A 17,232-nucleotide genomic window follows, 5' to 3' on the forward strand; every position below is an offset into this window, starting at 1 on the left:
CAGCCGACGCATGCACTGGGTTCCCGCTTTCGCGGGAATGACAAAGATAGGGAATATCAAATATTTACCCCAAGGCGGACGTGCGCACCCGTATTTTATCGCCAGCGCCAGCCGCCCTCGGTCTTGGCGCGGTAGAGCGGCAGCGGCGCGAGGGCTGCCAGGATGACGAAGATCGTCATCATCGCCGGCTGGCCGCGTAGCAGCACCGAAACCCCGGCGATCAGCGCGATATGCGCCGCCAGCAGCGCCCAGCCCTGCCACGTGATTGGCAGGCCGGTGCCATAGCCGCGGTTCTTCGGGCGAAACCAGGGGCGGCTGTCGAATATGAGGTGCAGCATCTCAGCTTTCCTTTCCGGGCGGGCGGCCGCGTTTCGGGGTTTCCGACTGTTTCACGCCGACGCCGCGGCGGCCGAGCGCTTCGCGCAGCAGGATTTCGATTTCGGCATTGGCGCTGCGCAGTTCGGCCGCCGCCAGTCGCTCGATCGCGGCGAACAGCGCCGGATCGAGGCGGAGGGCAAAGGCTTTCTTGGCGGGCGCGGACATCGCTCGATCCTCAATAGAGCGAGCCGGCGTTGACCACGGGCTGAGTGTCGCGCTCACCGCAGAGGACGACCATCAGGTTCGACACCATCGCCGCCTTGCGCTCGTCGTCGAGCTCGACGACATTCTTTTCGCTGAGCTGGGTCAGCGCCATCTCGACCATCGTCACCGCGCCCTCGACCAGCTTCTTGCGCGCCGCGATCACCGCCTCGGCCTGCTGGCGGCGCAGCATCGCGCCGGCGATTTCCTGCGCATAGGCGAGGTGGGTCAGGCCGCATTCGTCGACGGTGATGCCGGCGACTTCAAGCCGCTCGATCAGCGCCTTGCGCAGTTCGACCCCGACCTCGTCATGGTTGCCGCGCAGCGTGATTTCCTGGTGCTCGATATCGTCATAGGGGTAGCGCGAGCCGATCGCGCGCACCGCGGCCTCGATCTGCGCCATCACAAACTCTTTATAATCGTCGACGTCGAACAGTGCCTGCGCGGTGTCGGTGACGCGCCACACGACCTGTGCCGCCATCTCGACCGGATTGCCGCGCAGATCGTTGACCTTGATCTTGTCCGAAATGACGTTGTTCGCACGCACCGCGATCTTCTTGCGCGATAGCCAGGGGAGGATCCAGCGCAGCCCGGTCTCGCGGTCGGTGCCCTTGTAGGCGCCAAAGAGCTGGATGGCGGCGGCCTCATTCGGGTTGATCAGGTAAAAGCCGCACAGGATGATCGTCCCCGCAACCGCGCTTGCGATGACGAGTGCCCATTTCCAGTTCCAGTCGATCCCGTCGCCCCCGACATTGCTGATCCCCGCCCACAGCGCGATGCCAAGCAGCACGAGCCAGATCAGCAGCATCAGATAGCCGCTCTGCGTAGCGGCACGCGTCTCGCGGCTGCGGTTCAGCGCCGGTGTCCCATTCTCGACCATATTTCCCTCCGAATTACTCGATATAAAGATGATATCATATTTATATTGTTTTCGGCGATGGTCAATCTAAATCGAAGCGCGTAGGCTAGCGGCAGCCTTGGGGTGGGGAGCCGTCGTCCCTTCTTGCGTCATCCCGGCCTGGATCCGGGATATGGTCGGCGCAAGGACCGCATAATCCTCGCAAAGTTCAGGAAAGTTCAGCCTATTGCATCCCGCTGATGGGGCTTCGCGGCGTGCGGAACGCACGCGGTACGCCGCATCCGCCCCTACCGCTTTTATCCACCGGATGAAGGCTGGCACAGCCGGATAATGTAGGAAAGGCCTATTTGAAGCCGATGCCTGCTATGGGGTGGGAAGCTGCCTATGGCTGAATGTCAGCTTTGGCTTCTCGCTGCGCCTTCAATGCAAGATTATAAACGCGCTCCGCATCCTCGATGTCATCGAAAGCTGGTGGAAGGAACTGGTTCGCTCCAGGCCAACTCGGCGGAATCATTCCGAACGTGCTTGGCGAGCCAAACTGCACGGTGCCACGACCATTCCGCCGCCCTTGGAATCGTATTTCGGGTGTGGCGGCGAGATTTACTGACCTACGGTTGGGTCTGAACAATCCGGCCTCAATGAAGGCTCTCTCGGTCGTGAGATAGTAGAATATGCGTCGTCGCGCCGCCCGGTCCACGAGAAAGCGGCCGAACAGCATATATAGTCCGGCGATCATAAAGACGGGCATGATGACATAGGCGAGAGGATCGACTTCCTTCATCTCGCCGGTGAATGCGAACAGGAATATCATCGAAACCATGAAGAGCCAGAAGGCCGCAAACGGCACGGCGAACGCATCCTGTGGCGCCAACCGAAAACCTTGCTTGGGTTGGCCATGCCAGATGATCCGTTCTCCGGGTGCAAGGTCGATTGCCATTTGTCTTCAGTTGCATATGCTGAGCGGCGGAGCAATGTCCGCAATCGGTCGCTTCCTGACAAGGCGGCGGATCGCTCACCGCCTTCCTCGAAAAGGCGTGGCAGCGGGGGCGTGCGGAGCGTAGGCTGTTGCGACGCATTTCCCGAGTCCCGCCGATTTTCAACCGAAGGAGACCATCATGACCGTCAATCGCGCATCCGCCCGCTACGAGGGGTTCGGCAAGGACGGCAAGGGGGCGATCACGACCAAATCGGGGGTGCTCAGCGCGCAGCCCTATGGCTTCGGCACCCGTTTCGAGGGGCAACCGGGAACCAATCCCGAAGAGCTGATCGCCGCGGCGCACGCGGCCTGTTTCACCATGGCGCTTTCCTTTGGTCTCGCGCGTGCGGGCTATGCGGGCGACACCCTCGAAACCAGCGCGGCGGTGACGCTCGAACAGCAGGACGGCGGTTTCACGATCACCAGGTCGGCGCTGACGCTGACCGGCAAGGTGCCGGGAATTTCGGCCGATGAATTCGCGGCGATCGCGGGCGAGGCGGAGAAGAATTGTCCGGTGTCGAAGCTGCTCAACTGCGAGATCACGCTCGAGCATAGCCTCGAAGCCTAGGCGGCGTAGCGCAGCGGCGGGGGCAGTTCGTCGGCCATGAAGTCGAACATCGCCTGCGCCGGCGGCGCGAGCGTCCAGCTTTGCAGAACGCGGTGACGGCCGTGACCGACATGGCTTTCGATCAGCGCCAAGTCGCGCGGGATCCAGTTCCAGGCGATCGGCACGGCCGTAAAATCGCAGGCGCCGTAACCGAGCGTGACATGCGGGCGGAGTCCGGCCTTGCGATGCATGGGCGCGATCTCGTGCGGTGCGAGCAGAGCGACGATCGCTTCGTAAAGCTGTCGGACCCCGCCGACGCTGCCCGTGGTGATGAGTGCTGCGCCCGCATCGCGCGCGACGATCCGGCCAAAGGGAATGGACGCCGCCGCAGGCAGGCCCGCCTCGAACGCCCTCGCCACCCGCTGGCGCAGAAAGGGATGCGGCGCCCGCGTCTCCGCAATCGTGCAGAGCGTCAGATGATAGAGTTGCGGCTTCAACCCCGCGAACAGGTCGCCCGAAACCTGCGGCAATTGGCGCGCCAGCCAGCCCGCGCGGTCGGCGGCGACCTGAAAGCCCAGGAAATAGCGGAACATCGGCGCCATCATGCTTCTCCGAATCGGATAATGTTCCCATTATGTTCCTATTTGGAGTGAGAGTCGAATCCGGAGTCGGGTTGAAAGGCTGAATTGCTGGGATCGGCGAGATTCGCGATTTAGCCCTCCTGCTCCCCCGCGAAGGCGGGGGGACAGGGGAGGTGACAAGGCCGCGGGCGTTACTGGCAGTTGCCGTCGCGCTTCTCTTCCTTGCCGCTCGCCAGGAACCAGCGGGCCTTGGCGGGATCGGCGGCTTCGTCGAAATAGCAGACGTCGGTCGCGCCGGTGCGCGGATCGATCTGGACCGACCATTGGTGTGCGCCGCAATTATGCTGCTCGCACGCCCAGGATACGACCTTGTCGCCGCGCATCTCGATCGGTGAGGCGGGGCCTTCGGTCGTGGTGATCGCCTTCAGCACCGCGGCGTCCTTCACCGTCGCCGCGATCCCCGCCTTCACGAGGACATGGTCGTTCCATGCGATCCCGTCGACCTTGTCGAACGGATATTTGCCCACATAGGAGGCGAGCTTGCTGCCCGCGGTCGGCGGCAGCGGCGAGGTTATGGCGGGGCCGGCATCGCCCGCCTTGGTGGCGCCGGCGTCCGAGGGGTTGCTGGCCGGGGCCGTTGCCGCCGGCGTCTCGCTTTTCGGGGCTTCGGCCCCCGCCTTTTCCGCCTTTGCGCCGCAGGCGGCGAGAGCAAGAGCGAGACAAGAGGCGGCGAGGATGGGGATGCGACGACGAACCATGCGGCTTTCTCCTGCTGTCGCGCCTCTCCTATCATGGCGGGACAGCGAAGAACATCGCCGCTGGATGGACCGGCCCCGGCGTGGCATCACGCGCCTTGCGAGGAGCGAGTCATGGCGAAATCCGAAAAGCCCGTCCTGCTGTCCGGCGGCAATCCGCAGATCGCGAAGGGCGAGGGCGATGCGCCGGTGCAGGCCTATATCGCCGCGATGCCGGGGTGGAAATCGGCCGCCTGGGCGCGGCTCGACGCGCTGATCGCGCGCGCTGTGCCCGGCGTGCGCAAGGCGGTGAAGTGGAATTCGCCGCTTTATGGCGCGCCCGATGCGCTGCCGAACCATTGGTTCCTCGGCATCCATTGCTATGACCGCTATATCAAGGTCGCCTTTTTCGACGGCCAGCGGCTCGACCCGGTGCCTCCGGTCGCGTCGAAGAGCGGCGACACGCGCTATTTTCATATCCATGAGGCCGATGCGGTCGACGAGGTCGCCTTCGCCGACTGGGTGCGGCAGGCGAGCGCGCTGCCCGGCGAGAAGATGTAAGGGAGACAGGGTGATGGCGGACGAAGACGCTTCGGCGCTGATCGATGCGAAGATCGCGTCGCTCGGCGACTGGCGCGGCGCGACGCTTGCGAAGCTGCGCGCGCTGATCCGCGAGGCCGATCCGGCGATCGAGGAAGCGGTCAAATGGCGCAAGCCGACCAACCCCGCGGGCGTGCCGACCTGGGAGCGTGCGGGGGTCATCTGTACCGGCGAAACATATAAGGACAAGGTCAAGCTGACCTTTGCCAAGGGCGCGGCGGTCGCCGATCCGGCGGGGCTGTTCAACGCGAGCCTCGACGGCAATGTCCGGCGCGCGATCGACCTGTTCGAGGGCGACGGCATCGACGCCGCCGCCTTCAAGACGCTGGTGCGCGGCGCGGTCGAGGCGAATCTCGCGAAGCCCGCGCGATCAAGAACATAGCCGCTCGCCGGGGGAACTTTCGGACGCGCCGCGGGGTTGATCCGTCGCCCAAAGGGGAGACGATGATGATCAAGACAGGCTTGCCCACTCTGGCCGCGGCGCTGGCGTTCGGCGCGGCGGCGCCGGCCGCGGCGCAATATACGGTCGATACCGCGCTGTCCGATTCGGTTCTCGGCGAGACGCGCAAGATCGGCGAGAAGCCCGCCAAGTCCGACCATATGACCGACGAGCAACTCGCTTTCTGGCGCGACTATTGCGCCAAATGGCCCAAGGGCGGCGCGTGCGACAGCTATCGCGCGGAGGTCGCGCGGCGCGCGGCCGTGGTCCGGCAGGCGACCGTCGCCCGGCGGGCGAAGGAAAAGCGTCGCTGAGCTTGACTCGGCGTTCCCGCACTCGCCTAATGCCCGCTTCGGGAGCAAGGAGAGAATGGCATGAACGTCGCCGCATCGCCGCAGAGCTTCGCGCGGCTGAAGGTCGCGCCGCTGACCCCGTCGATCGGGGCCGAGATTTCGGGCCTCGACCTGTCGCAGGAACAGGATGACGCGGTCATCGCCGAAATCCGCGCCGCGCTGCTCGCGCACAAGGTCGTCTTCTTTCGCGGCCAGCCGATCACCCCCGCGCAGCATATCGCTTTCGCGCGCCGCTTCGGGACGCTCGAAATTCATCCCGCGACGCCGAAGGATCAGCCCGATCCCGAGGTGCTGCACATCGCGCACGGCCCCGATTCGAAGGGCCGCGAGAATTTCTGGCATTCGGACGTCACCTGGCGCGCCGAACCCTCGCTCGGATCGATCCTGCGCGCGATCGAGGTGCCCGCCGTCGGCGGCGACACGCTGTTCGCCGATATGGCCGCGGCGTTCCGAGGCCTGTCGCCGGCGATGCAGGCGTTCTGCCGCGGCCTGACCGCAGTCCACGACATCGCGCGCGTCTTTGCCAAGCGGCTCGGCAAGCCCGTCGAGGAATTGCACAAGCAATATCCGCCGCAGGTCCATCCGCTGGTGCGCACGCATCCCGAAACCGGCGAGCAGGCGCTTTATGTCAACACCGCCTTCACCAGCCATGTCGAAGGGCTGTCGGCGAAGGAGAGCGACCGGCTGCTCGCGCATCTCTATGCGCAGGCGGCGTTCCCCGAATATCAGTGCCGTTTCCGCTGGGAGCCCGACTCGATCGCCTTCTGGGACAATCGCGCCGCGCAGCATTATGCCGCGTCGGACTATTTCCCGGCGGTGCGGCGGATGGAGCGGGTGACGATCGCGGGCGACCGGCCCTTCTACAGGGACGAGCGCTGAGGCCGCTCCGCCGACCGATTTCGGTGCTTGATCTCAACCGGGCTTGAGCTTTCATAGGAATGGGCCTGCGATTCGCGAAAGGATGGTCGGCCCATGTTGCACCGCTTTGACGCCCCCGCTTCGGATGGCGATTTCCCCGATCCGGCACCGGCCGGCGATGACTTCCTCGCCCGCTATCTGGCGCGAATCGGATATGCCGGTCCCGTTGCCCCGACGCTTGCCACGCTCGCTGCGTTGCAGGCGGCGCATCAGGTGGCGATTCCGTTCGAGGCGATGGACGCGCTGACCGGCGAGGGCGTCGACATCGATCCGCAGGCGATCGAGGCGAAGCTGATCGATCGCCGCCGCGGCGGCTATTGCTTCGAGCAGAACGGTCTGTTCCTTCGCGTGCTGCAGAGAATCGGCTTTGCGGCCGAGGGGCTGCTCGGCCGGGTGCGCTGGATGCTGCCCGAGGATGCGCCGCCGACGGGGCGCACGCATATGGTGGTGCGCGTGGCGATCGATGGGCGGGCGTGGCTCGCCGATGTCGGTTTCGGCGCGACGGTGCCGCCGCAGCCGCTCGCGCTCGGCGATGCGCTGCCGCAGCCGACGCGGCACGAAAGCTATCGCGTCCAGCCGCTCGATACCGGATACCGGGTCGAGGCCGAGATCGCGGGCGCGTGGAAGACGCTCTACGACCTGGAGGCGGCGCCCGCGCCGGCGATCGATTATGAGATCGGCAATTGGTATACGTCGCAGCACCCGTCCTCGCATTTCCGGCATCAGCTCGTCGCGGCGCGGACGACCGCCGAGGCCCGGCACGGGCTGCGCGACAACCGGCTGACGATCCGCCGCACGGACGGCACCATCGAGCAGCGCTATCTGTCCGCCGACGAGATCGAGGCCGCGCTCGCCGACATCTTCCTGCTGACCCCCGAACCCGGCTGGCGCCGCGCGATCGAGCGCGCGGCGACTGCCGAAATTCAGGCCTAACGGCAACGCACATCCTTATTGCCGCTGCGGTCGATCGCGCGGCCGGCGACCGCGCCGCCGATCGCGCCGAGCACGGTGCCCAGCGTTTCGCTGTCGCCCGGCGCGATGACGTTGCCGATCACGCCGCCGGCGATGCCGCCGACGATGAGGCCGGTCGTGCCGTCGCTGCGGCGGCAATAATATTGGCCGTTGCGGCCGCGATAGACGCGGTCGCTGTTCGACAGGCGGCGTTCCTTGTAGCGGCGGTCGTTGCGGTAATAATTCTCGGCATAATAGCCGCCGTAACGCGGGTCGGGACGGTTATAGTCATAATTGCCATAACGGTCGTGATAGCCGCGGTCGTAATAGCCGTAGCCGCCGTCGTCATAGCCATAGCTGCCGGTCGAGGCGCAGGCGCCGGTCAGCGCGGTCGCCGCGGCGAGGGGCAGGATCATCCATCTGTTCATCGGCATCACTCCGTCGGGGATGCCGGACCGGAGCGGCGGGGCGTCCCTTGGCCCCACCACCAAGAATAGACCCGCGAGACGGGGCGGGGTTCCATGGGCTCCCGAATCCGCGGCGACCGGCCCTGCCCGGCCGGGCCGCGAGGCGCGCGCTCGTGGAAGTTGTCAAACTTGTCATTCCCCTCCGGTAAAATGATACCCGCCGGTCAATAATCGTCATCGTCGCCATAATCCTCGTCGCCGGGGCGCAGGTCGCGCGGATCGATGCCGAGCGCGGCGGCGAGCAGCGCGGGGTCGGGCGCCGCCGGGGTGCCGCGATCCTCGCCCATATAGGCGGAATCCTCGGCGAGGCTGAGCAGCCGCGCGAGGATCAGCGCCGGGCCGTCGAAATGCTGCACCGCCTCGCGCCCGTCGCGCCAGTCGCCGAAGCGCACCGGATCGCGGCGGCGGAGGATGAACTGGGTCAGCCGCTCGTCATAATAGCGCCGCTCGCCGATCTGTTCGCCCTGATAGAAGACGGGGCGCGCGACGCCATGCACCGCGCGCGACAGCGCCGCATCGGCGAGCCGCCGCACCCCCATGTCGAGCGCCGCGTCCCACGCCAGCCGGAACGCCTGCGCCTCCGGCCGGCGGCGGAGGTTATAGGCGGCGGTGGCCGACAGCCCGACCGCGGCGGCCGCCTGCACGACGCAGGCGGTTTCGGCGAGCGCCTCGATAAAGCCGACCTGCCGCTCGGGCGTCCAGCCGTCGTGGCGCGCGCGCAGCGGCACGGGGGCGAGGGCGGCGGCGGGCGCGGCATCGTCGAGCGGCGCGGCGGGGCGAGGGGGGAGTTTTTCCGGCTTCATCCGGCAGGATGAACCACAGATGGGGGATGTAGGACAGGGGTTTCGGGGCGGGGGTGTGCGAAATAGGATCGTGGCGAGGCGGGGGAGAACATATGTCGGCCTCCGGCTGGCAGCGGACATAGCTTGCATCGTCATCGCGGACTTGATGCGTGATCCACTCTCTCATCGCCGGGTGAATGGATCCCGGATCAAGTCCGGCGTGACGATGGTCCGGAAACGACCGATTGCGGTCATGGCCGATCCTCCCCGGCACGGGGAGGGGGACCATGCGAAGCATGGTGGAGGGGCACCCTCGGTTTACGCTTCGATCCAGAAAAGGCGCGCCATGACGCACCTGCCCCTCCACCACCTTCGGTGGTCCCCCTCCCCGTGCCGGGGAGGATCGGCTACGTCCGCTTCCCACCCAAAGCAGCCACCGTCAGCCCACACCGCCGCGGAGGAGCCAGCGGCCGTGTTCGACATGGGTGGTCTTGCCGACGATGCTTTCGGTCAGGATGATTTCGTCGACCGTCCAGCCGATCGGCGGCAATTTCAGCGTGTTTAACGTCTGGGAACCCAGCCGGTCGCCGCGATAGTTGATCGTGATATGCGGTTCGGGGGTGGTGCCGTCCATGATCGGTGCCTTTTCATGCAGCAGATGGTCGGCCAGTGCCTTCTGGAACGCCCGCGCTTCGGCCAGGGACCCGCGCGTGCGCAGCGTCACCGCCTTGCGGTTCTCGATCCGGTCGAAGCGGAGCGGGAAGGGGGCTGCGGCAAAGCCGTCCAGCGCGGCGATGGTCGCGGGCAGCCACTCGGGCGGCGCAGCGTGGAGGTCGTAGAGCGAGATGAGCGTGACATGGAGCAGCTCGGGGCCGCGCCCGGGATCGTTGCGCGGCAGCGCGATGATCTGCGCCTGCACCTCCGGCGGCGGCTTGGCCATGACATAGAGGGGGTTCCGGGCGCGCATGGTTGGGGTGTAGCATGGTGTGAGGGTAGGATGAATGACGGCTGCTCGATACGGGCTGGATACGGGCACGGGGCATAGGGGATTTACGTGGCATGGCGCGGGAATCTTCTGGCCCGTCACGGAAGCGGGATTGCATCACTTTTGTCGACAGTATTACCGCTGTCTCAAAAATGCCTCAGTCTGATTGGGAAAATTTACAGGCTATCGCAGCGGGGATTCACGGCGGACTCCAAACATGCTAGCGGCGATTATGCTACATTCGCGGTCATTAGGAGATTGACTGGCAAATGAGAACAAAGTAGGAACATTTGGTGTATACGGCTCAGCGAGTTCGGGACCCAGTCCACAATCTCATTACGTTCGAAGCCAGTCACTTCGAGAATGTCATTTGGCGTGTCATTCAGACGCGGCCGTTCCAGCGGCTTCGTCGAGTGAAGCAGCTGGGGTTCTCTGATTTTGTGTACCCCGGAGCAACCCATTCGCGTTTCTCTCACAGTATCGGTGTCTTTCACACCGCAAGGCAGCTGATGGGAATCATTTTTGACGAAGTTGGCCAAGCAAACTGGAACATTTCAAAAGCCAATGCCGCTTTGGCTGCGGCTTTGGTGCACGACGTTGGGCATGGACCATTCAGTCATTCCTTCGAAGAGGTTGGCAAGAGACTTTCGCTAAAAATGGCTCATCATGAATTTGTTAGTGATGTGCTCATTCGGGATAGTGAAATAGCTGAGCCCCTTCGGGATTTCGGGAGCGGATTTCCTAATGATGTTGCAGATGTTATAAAAAGCGAGGGACCAAGTTCTGTTTATGACGCTGTGGTTTCAAGCCAATTTGATGCTGATAGGCTTGATTATATTCGGCGCGATAGGATGATGGCGGGCTCGTCTCATGGAGTAATTGATTACGACTGGCTTATATCTAATATACAAGTAGAGAAGATAAGTGTTGGTGTCGATGAGCAGAAAGTTTCTGATCTTCAGACATTCGTTATGGGTCCAAAAGGAATTCATGCGACTGAAGCTTATATTCTAGGATTGTTTCAATTATATCCTACCATATATCTTCATAAAGCAACTCGTGGAATAGAGAAGCTTTTTACTGAACTGATGGTTAGGGTGTTTCAGCTAGCTATCGATGGCGGTGATGTGGGATTGGGCGCTGGCCACCCTCTTGTGGAATTCGCAAAAGACCCTTCCAGCATCGATCGCATGCTTTGCTTGGATGATGCTGTAATTTACGGCGCTTTATCCCAGTTCTGTAATTCATCAGATGCTCAAATTTCTGAATTGGCTATGCGTATTCGTGACCGGAAGGTTCTAAAATGCTTTGATGTTCGTGAGCAAGTTAAGAAGGGGCTCGTAGGAAATATTTCTGGTCCGGATTTGGAAAAGGCGACGACACGTATTTCTCTTTCTGTGATGGAAAAAATAGAACTCTGGAAGAGTACGACATCAAACGGAATGATCTTATTAGATAAAGCTTCTAGATCGCCTTATAAAAGGCTCGATCAATCGAAAGGGCCATTGAATCAGATAATGGTTAGGAATGCCGATGGAAGCCTTACTGATATTGCGGAATACTCTTCGGTGGTAGCCGCCATTCCAAATTTTGAGCTTCTGAGATATTATTTCGATCCGGAAAATTCGAATGCAATCAAGGCTTTGCGGGAAATTTTAGATGAGGAGATTGGCCGTGGCAAATAATATAAGGGAGGATGCTGGGCTTGCCGCGCAGATCGTGGCGGACGCAGGTGGCACTGTTGTAGGTAGAACTAAATTACAGAAGCTTGCATTTATTCTAAAATCATTTGAATTGGATGACGTTTTTGAATTCGAATACAAGCATTATGGCCCATATAGTGATGAACTAAGTACCGCTGTCAAATACGCAGAGGTTTTGGGGGCTTTGAGTGAGGAAGTTAAAACTGCAAATTGGGGCGGTAGATATTCAATATTTACAACTACTCCGTCCGATATTGATAAGACATCGGTTAGGGCGAAGATTCTTGAGATTGGCAATAGGGCGGACCCAGTCGATTTGGAGTTGGCCGCTACGGCTATTCTCTTGGCTCAGGAGGGGTTTGACGATCCTTGGAGCGAAACCGCATCCCGGAAACCGGAAAAGGCTGCGGGCGGAAGATTGGATCGCGCGAGAGTTCTTCTTGATCGGTTTAAAGAGTTGGACACCGAAAAGAAGCTTCCAGCCAATTGTTGAGGCTCCTTAACGCTGGGCCTTGAGGTGGGAGGGCGGAGAAACCTATCCGCGCCCCTCCCCACTCCAGGCTATAGCATTGCCGGCCTCAATCATGCTCCCGGCCACCCGCGCCCATATACAGCTCTCGGCCGGTGTCCTCGTAAACCTGGCTCATCTCCGCCATGCCCTTCTCGGCCTCCTCCGCCGCGATGAAGCCTGCGCTGTCCTGATTTTGCAGCTTGGCGAACTCGCGCACTTCCTGGCTGATCTTCATCGAGCAGAATTTCGGGCCGCACATGCTGCAGAAATGCGCCGACTTGGCGCCCTCGGCGGGGAGCGTCTGGTCGTGGTATTGCTCGGCGGTGTCGGGGTCGAGCGACAGGTTGAACTGGTCGCGCCAGCGGAATTCGAAGCGGGCTTTCGATAGCGCGTCGTCGCGGACCTTGGCGGCGGGGTGGCCCTTGGCGAGGTCGGCGGCGTGGGCGGCGAGCTTGTAGGTGACGACGCCGACCTTCACATCGTCGCGGTCGGGGAGGCCGAGATGCTCCTTGGGCGTCACGTAGCAGAGCATCGCGGTGCCGTACCAGCCGATCATCGCCGCGCCGATGCCGCTGGTGATATGGTCGTAGCCCGGCGCGATGTCGGTGGTCAGCGGCCCGAGCGTGTAGAAGGGCGCCTCGCCGCACGCCGCGAGCTGCTTGTCCATATTCTCCTTGATCTTGTGCATCGGGACGTGGCCCGGGCCCTCGATCATCACCTGCACATCCTGCTCCCACGCGCGCTTCGTCAGTTCGCCCAGCGTGTAGAGCTCGGCGAACTGCGCCTCGTCGTTGGCGTCGGCGATGCTGCCGGGGCGGAGGCCGTCGCCGAGGCTGTAGGCGATGTCATAGGCCTTCATGATCTCGGTGATCTCGTCGAAGCGGTCGTAGAGGAAGCTTTCCTTGTGATGCGCGAGGCACCATTTCGCCATGATGCTGCCGCCGCGGCTGACGATGCCGGTGACGCGCTTTGCGGCGAGCGGCACGTAGGGCAGGCGGACGCCCGCGTGGATGGTGAAATAGTCGACGCCCTGCTCGGCCTGCTCGATCAGCGTGTCGCGGAAGATCTCCCACGAGAGTTCCTCGGCGATGCCGCCGACCTTTTCGAGCGCCTGATAGATGGGGACGGTGCCGATTGGGACGGGCGAATTGCGGATGATCCATTCGCGCGTGTCGTGGATGTTGCGGCCGGTCGACAGGTCCATGACGGTGTCGGCGCCCCAGCGGATCGACCAGACCATCTTGTCGACCTCGGACGCGACATCGGACGCGACCGCGCTGTTGCCGATATTGGCGTTGATCTTGACGAGGAAGTTGCGGCCGATCGCCATCGGCTCGCTTTCGGGGTGGTTGATGTTGTTGGGGATGATCGCGCGGCCGCGCGCGACCTCTTCGCGGACAAACTCAGGCGTGACATAATCGGGAATGCTCGCGCCCCAGTCCTGCCCGTCGCGGATATAGTCTGCGAGGCGCTCGCGGCCGAGATTCTCGCGGGTCGCGACATATTCCATCTCGGGGGTGATGATGCCGCGGCGGGCGTAGTGCATCTGGCTGACGTTGGCGCTGGGCTTGGCGCGGAGCACCGTCTTGCGGACGCCCGGGAAGGCGGGGACGCCGCCGCTGCGGTCGGGGCCGAGCTGGCCGTTATCCTCGGGCCGGACCTCGCGCTGGGTCACCTCCTCGACGTCGCCGCGGGCGCGAATCCATGCGGCGCGGAGTTCGGGGAGGCCCCCGGCGATGTCGATGCTGGCGTTGGGGTCGGTGTAGGGCCCGCTGGTGTCGTAGACGCGGACGCTGGGCTCGCCCGAGTGCGGGTCGAGGTCGATCTCGCGCATCGCGACGCGGATGCCGCTGCCGGTGGGGCTCGCGACATGGACCTTGCGGCTGCCGCGGATCGGCCCGGTGGTGACGCCGATCGCGCCGAGTTTAGCTTCTATGCGGGAATCGATGTCGGCCATGTGCTCTCGCTCCAGTTATCGGAGCGAAGATGGGGATTCCGGGCTAGGAATACCGACCCTCCCTCCGCCGGTATTACCCGGATCAGGTTCAACGGGTCGCGGGCTGTTCCGCTCTCAACCTGTTTCTGCACACAGGCTCCCCGGGGATGGAGCGGTTCTAGGCCGAGCGCGGCGGCGTGTCCAGCGGTGCCGGCGCTCGCATTGCGCCTTTGTAATGTTGCGGACGCGGGGACGCCATGATGGGGGTGCCATGCTTTGCTCCCCATCGGGATGAAAGGAAGCCCATCATGTTGAGGATCACAATCGCCACGCTCGGCGCCGCTGCGCTGTTCGCACTGTCGGGGACGGCCGCCACCGCCCAGAGCGCGACGCCCTATTGTTCGAAGACGGTGACCGACAATTGCATGCAGCGCGAAGGCCATGCCGCCGCGCCGAAGCATCATATGGCGCCGAAGCATCATGCCGCCGCAAAGCACCACGCCGCGAAGCACCGCCCGGCGAAGCATCGCGTTGCGGCGAAGCATCGTCCGGCGCCGCATCACAAGATGGCGGCGAAGGCCGCGCCGGCACCCGCGCGCAAGATGTGACGACGATTCGCGCGTCCCCTCCGGTGCGGGGCGCACGAACTTCGCGGCCCGCTTTTCCGCACGCTCCGGCTTGCGGTGCGATCCGGCGCGGCTACACTCCCGCAAAACGAGGCGATAGCGGGAGAGCGATATGGCGTCGGTGGTGGACGAAGCGCGGGCGTTGAGCCCGGTCGATGTCAGCGACATCGCGCTCTATGTCGAGGACCGGTGGCGCGCGCCGTTTGCGCGGCTGCGCGCCGAGATGCCGGTGAGCTGGTGCGCAGACAGCCCCTATGGCGGTTACTGGTCGGTGGCGACGCACGCGCTGGTGCAGGCGGTCGAACTCGACCCCGCGACCTTCTCCTCGTCGTGGGAGAATGGCAATATCGTCATCGCCGACCCGCCGCCGCAATCGAACCTGCCCAATTTCATCGCCGCCGATCCGCCGGTCCACACCGCGCAGCGCCGCGTGATCTCCCCCGCCTTCAGCCCGAGCCAGATGAGCGAGCGCGAAAAGACGGTGAAGCAGCGGACGCGCGAGTTGTTCGACGCGCTGCCGGCCGGTGAGACGTTCGACTGGGTCGAGCGGGTGTCGGTGCCGCTGACGATCGGGATGCTGTGCATCCTGTTCGATTTTCCGTGGGAGGAGCGCCACGACCTCAAGCGCTGGTCGGACTATGGCGGCAATGTCTCGCCTGAGACCGCGACCGAGGAATATCGCGCCGAATGGATGGCGCAGATGCAGGCGATGCTCGCGCGCTTCGATGCCGAATTCGCCGCGCGCAAGGCGCTGCCGCCCAGCGACGACCTGCTGTCGCGCATGGTGCATAGCGAGGCGATGGGGAACCTCAATCCGATGGAGCGGCTCGCGAACATCGCGCTGCTGATCGTCGGCGGCAACGACACGACGCGCAATTCGATGAGCGGGCTGGTCGAGGCGCTGCACCGCTTTCCGGGCGAGCTCGACCGGCTGCGCGCCGACGCGTCGCTGATCCCCAATGCGGCGCAGGAGATCATCCGCTGGCAGTCGCCGGTCACCCATATGCGGCGCACCTGCACGCGCGACGCCGAACTCGGCGGGCAGTCCTTGCGCAAGGGCGAGAAGGTGATCCTCTGGTATATTTCGGCGAACCGCGACGAGAGCGTGTTCGCCGACGCCGATGTCTTCGATGTCGGGCGCGAGAATGCGCGGCGGCACGTCGCCTTCGGGCACGGCATTCACCGCTGCGTCGGCGCGCGGCTGGCCGAGATCCAGCTCTGCACGCTGATCGAGGAGATCGTCGCGCGCGGTATCCGCATCGAGCCGCAGGGGCCGGCCGAACGGCTGCCGAGCCCGTTCCTGCACGGCTTTACGCATATGCCGGTGCGGATCGTCGCGGGATAGCCGCCGGCCTTTCTTTCCAGACTGGAAAGTAAAGACTTGCCAACATGGAAAGAGATGGCTATCGCTTTCCACATTGGAAAGTTAAGGAGCCGTTTCATGAATCCGATCGAAGCCCGCGCCGCGCTCGACAGCATCGATGCGGCGCAGCGCGACCTTGCGCTGAAGGCCACTTATTGCCCGCCGTGGCGGCATGCTGCGTTCGCCGCGGTTTTGGCGACGCTGGTGCTGGGCGTCGGCTTCGGCCCGGCGATCCAGTTGCCGTCCGTCGTCATCGCGATGGCGGCGGTCGCGTGGCTGGTGACCGACGACCGGCGGCGTTACGGCGTCTTCATCAACGGATATCGCAAGGGCGCGACGCTGCCCGTGACATTAGCGCTGCTGGGCGTCCTGATCGTCACGATGGCGGCCGAAATCCATGCCCATATCAGCGGCCTGTCGGTGGCGACGAAGCTGGGGATCGCGGGGATCGCCTTTGTCGTGGCGCTGGGGGCCAGCGTCGCGTGGAGCCGGATTTATCGCCGCGAGCTGATGCGGGGGGCGGCGTGAGCGTCGGTGCGATCGATATGCTGCTTCACCCGCCGGCGCGGTTGCAGATCGCGGCCTTGCTAGCGAAGGTCAGCGAAATGGAATTCGCCAAGTTGCGCGAAATCACCCGCGTCAGCGATTCGGTGCTGTCGAAGCATCTCGCGGCGCTGGGCGACGCCGGCTATGTCCATTTGCGCAAGGCCGCGGTCGGCGGGCGCCAGCGGACCTGGGCGTCACTGACCCGCGCCGGTGCGTCCGCGCTCGATGCCCATGTCGCGGCGCTGCGCGCGCTGGTCGCGCATCTGCCCGCTGCGGCCGAATAGAGGCTGTCGGATCAGGACGGGCCGGAAACCGCTCCGGCCCGGCGCTCAGGCGCCGGGGATCGAGGCGCTGGCGTCGCGGCCGTCGCCTTCGGGGGCGAAGACGATGTCGCGGGTGACGAGGCCCTTGTCGACGACCTGGGTGTCGGGGCTGCCGACGCTGCTGCGGATGCCGGGGTCGGCGCGGTCGCCGTCGGCCTTGCCGATGACCTGGTTTTCGGCGGCGCTGCGCGTCGCGTCGCCGCCGAAGAGCGCCTTCAGCGTCTGTTCGGCGGTCGTCTCGTTGCCCGGGCGCGCGGCGCCGGGGGCGGGCGGGGTCAGCGCGAAATCGGGCGGCACGACGAGCGGCGCCTGGCGCGACACCGCCATTTCGTCGGGGCGGTCGCGGCTGAACAGGCTGTTCGATCCGCAGGCCGACAGCGTCGTCGCGAGAATCGAGGCGGCGAGAATGGCGGTGGTCCGGTTCACTTGACTAAATACTCCCAATTCGCCCCG

At 63.9% G+C, this 17,232-nt stretch carries 23 protein-coding genes and 1 riboswitch; of the genes, 12 read left to right on the plus strand and 11 right to left on the minus strand.

Annotated features, from left to right (window positions below; all coding sequences use genetic code 11):
- Nucleotides 1-95 precede the first annotated feature (95 nt).
- The 4 genes from OJI97_RS10775 to OJI97_RS10790 all read right to left on the minus strand — a co-directional run bounded on the left by OJI97_RS10775 (nucleotide 96) and on the right by OJI97_RS10790 (nucleotide 2,375).
- Complete coding sequence (locus OJI97_RS10775) at nucleotides 96-338, minus strand: hypothetical protein (protein WP_297663360.1); 243 nt, start codon at nucleotides 336-338, stop codon at nucleotides 96-98.
- Between the two features lies 1 nt (nucleotide 339).
- Complete coding sequence (locus OJI97_RS10780) at nucleotides 340-543, minus strand: toxin-antitoxin system HicB family antitoxin (RefSeq protein ID WP_297663362.1); 204 nt, start codon at nucleotides 541-543, stop codon at nucleotides 340-342.
- A 10-nt stretch (nucleotides 544-553) separates the two neighbouring features.
- A complete protein-coding gene (locus tag OJI97_RS10785; RefSeq protein WP_297663364.1) occupies nucleotides 554-1,459 on the minus strand; it encodes an SPFH domain-containing protein in 906 nt (301 codons plus the stop codon).
- 361 nt (nucleotides 1,460-1,820) lie between these two features.
- Nucleotides 1,821-2,375 carry a hypothetical protein gene (locus OJI97_RS10790; protein WP_297663366.1) on the minus strand — a complete coding sequence of 185 codons (555 nt, stop codon included), beginning with the start codon at nucleotides 2,373-2,375 and terminating at the stop codon, nucleotides 1,821-1,823.
- 178 nt (nucleotides 2,376-2,553) lie between these two features.
- Here OJI97_RS10790 and OJI97_RS10795 point away from each other — a divergent pair, with 178 nt between their 5' ends.
- On the plus strand, nucleotides 2,554-2,982 hold the full coding sequence (locus tag OJI97_RS10795) for an OsmC family protein (RefSeq protein WP_297663368.1): 429 nt from the start codon (nucleotides 2,554-2,556) through the stop codon (nucleotides 2,980-2,982).
- On the opposite strand, the gene OJI97_RS10800 is transcribed toward OJI97_RS10795, so the two are convergent.
- Together OJI97_RS10800 and OJI97_RS10805 are read right to left on the minus strand one after the other, a co-directional pair.
- Nucleotides 2,979-3,554 carry a hypothetical protein gene (locus OJI97_RS10800; protein ID WP_297663369.1) on the minus strand — a complete coding sequence of 192 codons (576 nt, stop codon included), beginning with the start codon at nucleotides 3,552-3,554 and terminating at the stop codon, nucleotides 2,979-2,981. The two genes, OJI97_RS10795 and OJI97_RS10800, sit on opposite strands and share 4 nt — an antisense overlap.
- A 179-nt stretch (nucleotides 3,555-3,733) precedes the next feature.
- Entirely contained in the window at nucleotides 3,734-4,300 is a 567-nt protein-coding gene (locus OJI97_RS10805; RefSeq protein WP_297663371.1) for a hypothetical protein, read from the minus strand.
- 111 nt (nucleotides 4,301-4,411) lie between these two features.
- Here OJI97_RS10805 and OJI97_RS10810 point away from each other — a divergent pair, with 111 nt between their 5' ends.
- The 5 genes from OJI97_RS10810 to OJI97_RS10830 all read left to right on the plus strand — a co-directional run bounded on the left by OJI97_RS10810 (nucleotide 4,412) and on the right by OJI97_RS10830 (nucleotide 7,519).
- Complete coding sequence (locus OJI97_RS10810) at nucleotides 4,412-4,837, plus strand: DUF1801 domain-containing protein (RefSeq protein ID WP_297663373.1); 426 nt, start codon at nucleotides 4,412-4,414, stop codon at nucleotides 4,835-4,837.
- A gap of 13 nt (nucleotides 4,838-4,850) precedes the next feature.
- On the plus strand, nucleotides 4,851-5,258 hold the full coding sequence (locus OJI97_RS10815; protein WP_297663375.1) for a DUF1801 domain-containing protein: 408 nt from the start codon (nucleotides 4,851-4,853) through the stop codon (nucleotides 5,256-5,258).
- Nucleotides 5,259-5,320: 62 nt separating this feature from the next.
- Nucleotides 5,321-5,629: a hypothetical protein gene (locus tag OJI97_RS10820; RefSeq protein ID WP_297663377.1), complete on the plus strand. Its 309-nt coding sequence runs from the start codon at nucleotides 5,321-5,323 to the stop codon at nucleotides 5,627-5,629.
- Nucleotides 5,630-5,689: 60 nt separating this feature from the next.
- Nucleotides 5,690-6,547, plus strand: a complete 858-nt coding sequence (locus OJI97_RS10825; protein ID WP_297663379.1) for a TauD/TfdA family dioxygenase — start codon at nucleotides 5,690-5,692, stop codon at nucleotides 6,545-6,547.
- A gap of 93 nt (nucleotides 6,548-6,640) precedes the next feature.
- On the plus strand, nucleotides 6,641-7,519 hold the full coding sequence (locus OJI97_RS10830) for an arylamine N-acetyltransferase (protein WP_297663381.1): 879 nt from the start codon (nucleotides 6,641-6,643) through the stop codon (nucleotides 7,517-7,519).
- Here the strand turns inward: OJI97_RS10830 and OJI97_RS10835 are convergent.
- The 3 genes from OJI97_RS10835 to OJI97_RS10845 form a co-directional block, all read right to left on the minus strand.
- Nucleotides 7,516-7,965, minus strand: coding sequence for a glycine zipper 2TM domain-containing protein (locus tag OJI97_RS10835; protein WP_297663383.1), 450 nt, complete (start codon nucleotides 7,963-7,965; stop codon nucleotides 7,516-7,518). The genes OJI97_RS10830 and OJI97_RS10835 overlap by 4 nt on opposite strands.
- 203 nt (nucleotides 7,966-8,168) lie before the next feature.
- Nucleotides 8,169-8,807: a hypothetical protein gene (locus tag OJI97_RS10840; RefSeq protein WP_297663385.1), complete on the minus strand. Its 639-nt coding sequence runs from the start codon at nucleotides 8,805-8,807 to the stop codon at nucleotides 8,169-8,171.
- A gap of 418 nt (nucleotides 8,808-9,225) precedes the next feature.
- A complete protein-coding gene (locus OJI97_RS10845) occupies nucleotides 9,226-9,753 on the minus strand; it encodes a 2'-5' RNA ligase family protein (RefSeq protein WP_297663387.1) in 528 nt (175 codons plus the stop codon).
- A gap of 458 nt (nucleotides 9,754-10,211) precedes the next feature.
- On the opposite strand from OJI97_RS10845, the gene OJI97_RS10850 reads away from it, so the two are divergent.
- Entirely contained in the window at nucleotides 10,212-11,456 is a 1,245-nt protein-coding gene (locus OJI97_RS10850; RefSeq protein ID WP_297663431.1) for an HD domain-containing protein, read from the plus strand.
- On the plus strand, nucleotides 11,446-11,967 hold the full coding sequence (locus OJI97_RS10855) for a hypothetical protein (RefSeq protein ID WP_297663388.1): 522 nt from the start codon (nucleotides 11,446-11,448) through the stop codon (nucleotides 11,965-11,967). The genes OJI97_RS10850 and OJI97_RS10855 overlap by 11 nt, the downstream gene beginning before the upstream one ends.
- An 85-nt stretch (nucleotides 11,968-12,052) precedes the next feature.
- Here the strand turns inward: OJI97_RS10855 and thiC are convergent, their stop codons facing one another.
- Nucleotides 12,053-13,942: a phosphomethylpyrimidine synthase ThiC gene (thiC, locus tag OJI97_RS10860; protein ID WP_297663390.1), complete on the minus strand. Its 1,890-nt coding sequence runs from the start codon at nucleotides 13,940-13,942 to the stop codon at nucleotides 12,053-12,055.
- A 42-nt stretch (nucleotides 13,943-13,984) separates the two neighbouring features.
- Nucleotides 13,985-14,095: riboswitch (TPP riboswitch) on the minus strand.
- A 134-nt stretch (nucleotides 14,096-14,229) separates the two neighbouring features.
- Here thiC and OJI97_RS10865 point away from each other — a divergent pair.
- The 4 genes from OJI97_RS10865 (at nucleotide 14,230) to OJI97_RS10880 (ending at nucleotide 16,740) form a co-directional block, all read left to right on the plus strand.
- Nucleotides 14,230-14,529 carry a hypothetical protein gene (locus OJI97_RS10865; RefSeq protein WP_297663392.1) on the plus strand — a complete coding sequence of 100 codons (300 nt, stop codon included), beginning with the start codon at nucleotides 14,230-14,232 and terminating at the stop codon, nucleotides 14,527-14,529.
- Between the two features lie 130 nt (nucleotides 14,530-14,659).
- Complete coding sequence (locus OJI97_RS10870; RefSeq protein ID WP_297663394.1) at nucleotides 14,660-15,892, plus strand: cytochrome P450; 1,233 nt, start codon at nucleotides 14,660-14,662, stop codon at nucleotides 15,890-15,892.
- 96 nt (nucleotides 15,893-15,988) lie between these two features.
- Nucleotides 15,989-16,438 carry a hypothetical protein gene (locus tag OJI97_RS10875; RefSeq protein WP_297663396.1) on the plus strand — a complete coding sequence of 150 codons (450 nt, stop codon included), beginning with the start codon at nucleotides 15,989-15,991 and terminating at the stop codon, nucleotides 16,436-16,438.
- Complete coding sequence (locus OJI97_RS10880) at nucleotides 16,435-16,740, plus strand: transcriptional regulator (protein ID WP_297663398.1); 306 nt, start codon at nucleotides 16,435-16,437, stop codon at nucleotides 16,738-16,740. Before OJI97_RS10875 ends, OJI97_RS10880 begins: the two co-directional genes overlap by 4 nt.
- Before the next feature lie 45 nt (nucleotides 16,741-16,785).
- Here the strand turns inward: OJI97_RS10880 and OJI97_RS10885 are convergent, their stop codons facing one another.
- Nucleotides 16,786-17,205 carry a DUF3035 domain-containing protein gene (locus OJI97_RS10885; RefSeq protein ID WP_297663400.1) on the minus strand — a complete coding sequence of 140 codons (420 nt, stop codon included), beginning with the start codon at nucleotides 17,203-17,205 and terminating at the stop codon, nucleotides 16,786-16,788.
- Nucleotides 17,206-17,232: the final 27 nt, after the last annotated feature.

It is taken from the genome of Sphingopyxis sp. (assembly GCF_025869345.1).
Classification (GTDB): domain Bacteria; phylum Pseudomonadota; class Alphaproteobacteria; order Sphingomonadales; family Sphingomonadaceae; genus Sphingopyxis.

What these genes read in the sequence shown, in the direction of transcription:
- OJI97_RS10775 (WP_297663360.1), bottom strand. Translation starts at nt 338, where the DNA reads ATGCTGCACCTCATATTCGACAGCCGCCCCTGGTTTCGCCCGAAGAAC.
- OJI97_RS10780 (WP_297663362.1), bottom strand. Translation starts at nt 543, where the DNA reads ATGTCCGCGCCCGCCAAGAAAGCCTTTGCCCTCCGCCTCGATCCGGCG.
- OJI97_RS10785 (WP_297663364.1), bottom strand. Translation starts at nt 1,459, where the DNA reads ATGGTCGAGAATGGGACACCGGCGCTGAACCGCAGCCGCGAGACGCGT.
- OJI97_RS10790 (WP_297663366.1), bottom strand. Translation starts at nt 2,375, where the DNA reads ATGGCAATCGACCTTGCACCCGGAGAACGGATCATCTGGCATGGCCAA.
- OJI97_RS10795 (WP_297663368.1), top strand. Translation starts at nt 2,554, where the DNA reads ATGACCGTCAATCGCGCATCCGCCCGCTACGAGGGGTTCGGCAAGGAC.
- OJI97_RS10800 (WP_297663369.1), bottom strand. Translation starts at nt 3,554, where the DNA reads ATGTTCCGCTATTTCCTGGGCTTTCAGGTCGCCGCCGACCGCGCGGGC.
- OJI97_RS10805 (WP_297663371.1), bottom strand. Translation starts at nt 4,300, where the DNA reads ATGGTTCGTCGTCGCATCCCCATCCTCGCCGCCTCTTGTCTCGCTCTT.
- OJI97_RS10810 (WP_297663373.1), top strand. Translation starts at nt 4,412, where the DNA reads ATGGCGAAATCCGAAAAGCCCGTCCTGCTGTCCGGCGGCAATCCGCAG.
- OJI97_RS10815 (WP_297663375.1), top strand. Translation starts at nt 4,851, where the DNA reads ATGGCGGACGAAGACGCTTCGGCGCTGATCGATGCGAAGATCGCGTCG.
- OJI97_RS10820 (WP_297663377.1), top strand. Translation starts at nt 5,321, where the DNA reads ATGATGATCAAGACAGGCTTGCCCACTCTGGCCGCGGCGCTGGCGTTC.
- OJI97_RS10825 (WP_297663379.1), top strand. Translation starts at nt 5,690, where the DNA reads ATGAACGTCGCCGCATCGCCGCAGAGCTTCGCGCGGCTGAAGGTCGCG.
- OJI97_RS10830 (WP_297663381.1), top strand. Translation starts at nt 6,641, where the DNA reads ATGTTGCACCGCTTTGACGCCCCCGCTTCGGATGGCGATTTCCCCGAT.
- OJI97_RS10835 (WP_297663383.1), bottom strand. Translation starts at nt 7,965, where the DNA reads ATGAACAGATGGATGATCCTGCCCCTCGCCGCGGCGACCGCGCTGACC.
- OJI97_RS10840 (WP_297663385.1), bottom strand. Translation starts at nt 8,807, where the DNA reads ATGAAGCCGGAAAAACTCCCCCCTCGCCCCGCCGCGCCGCTCGACGAT.
- OJI97_RS10845 (WP_297663387.1), bottom strand. Translation starts at nt 9,753, where the DNA reads ATGCGCGCCCGGAACCCCCTCTATGTCATGGCCAAGCCGCCGCCGGAG.
- thiC (WP_297663390.1), bottom strand. Translation starts at nt 13,942, where the DNA reads ATGGCCGACATCGATTCCCGCATAGAAGCTAAACTCGGCGCGATCGGC.
- OJI97_RS10865 (WP_297663392.1), top strand. Translation starts at nt 14,230, where the DNA reads ATGTTGAGGATCACAATCGCCACGCTCGGCGCCGCTGCGCTGTTCGCA.
- OJI97_RS10870 (WP_297663394.1), top strand. Translation starts at nt 14,660, where the DNA reads ATGGCGTCGGTGGTGGACGAAGCGCGGGCGTTGAGCCCGGTCGATGTC.
- OJI97_RS10875 (WP_297663396.1), top strand. Translation starts at nt 15,989, where the DNA reads ATGAATCCGATCGAAGCCCGCGCCGCGCTCGACAGCATCGATGCGGCG.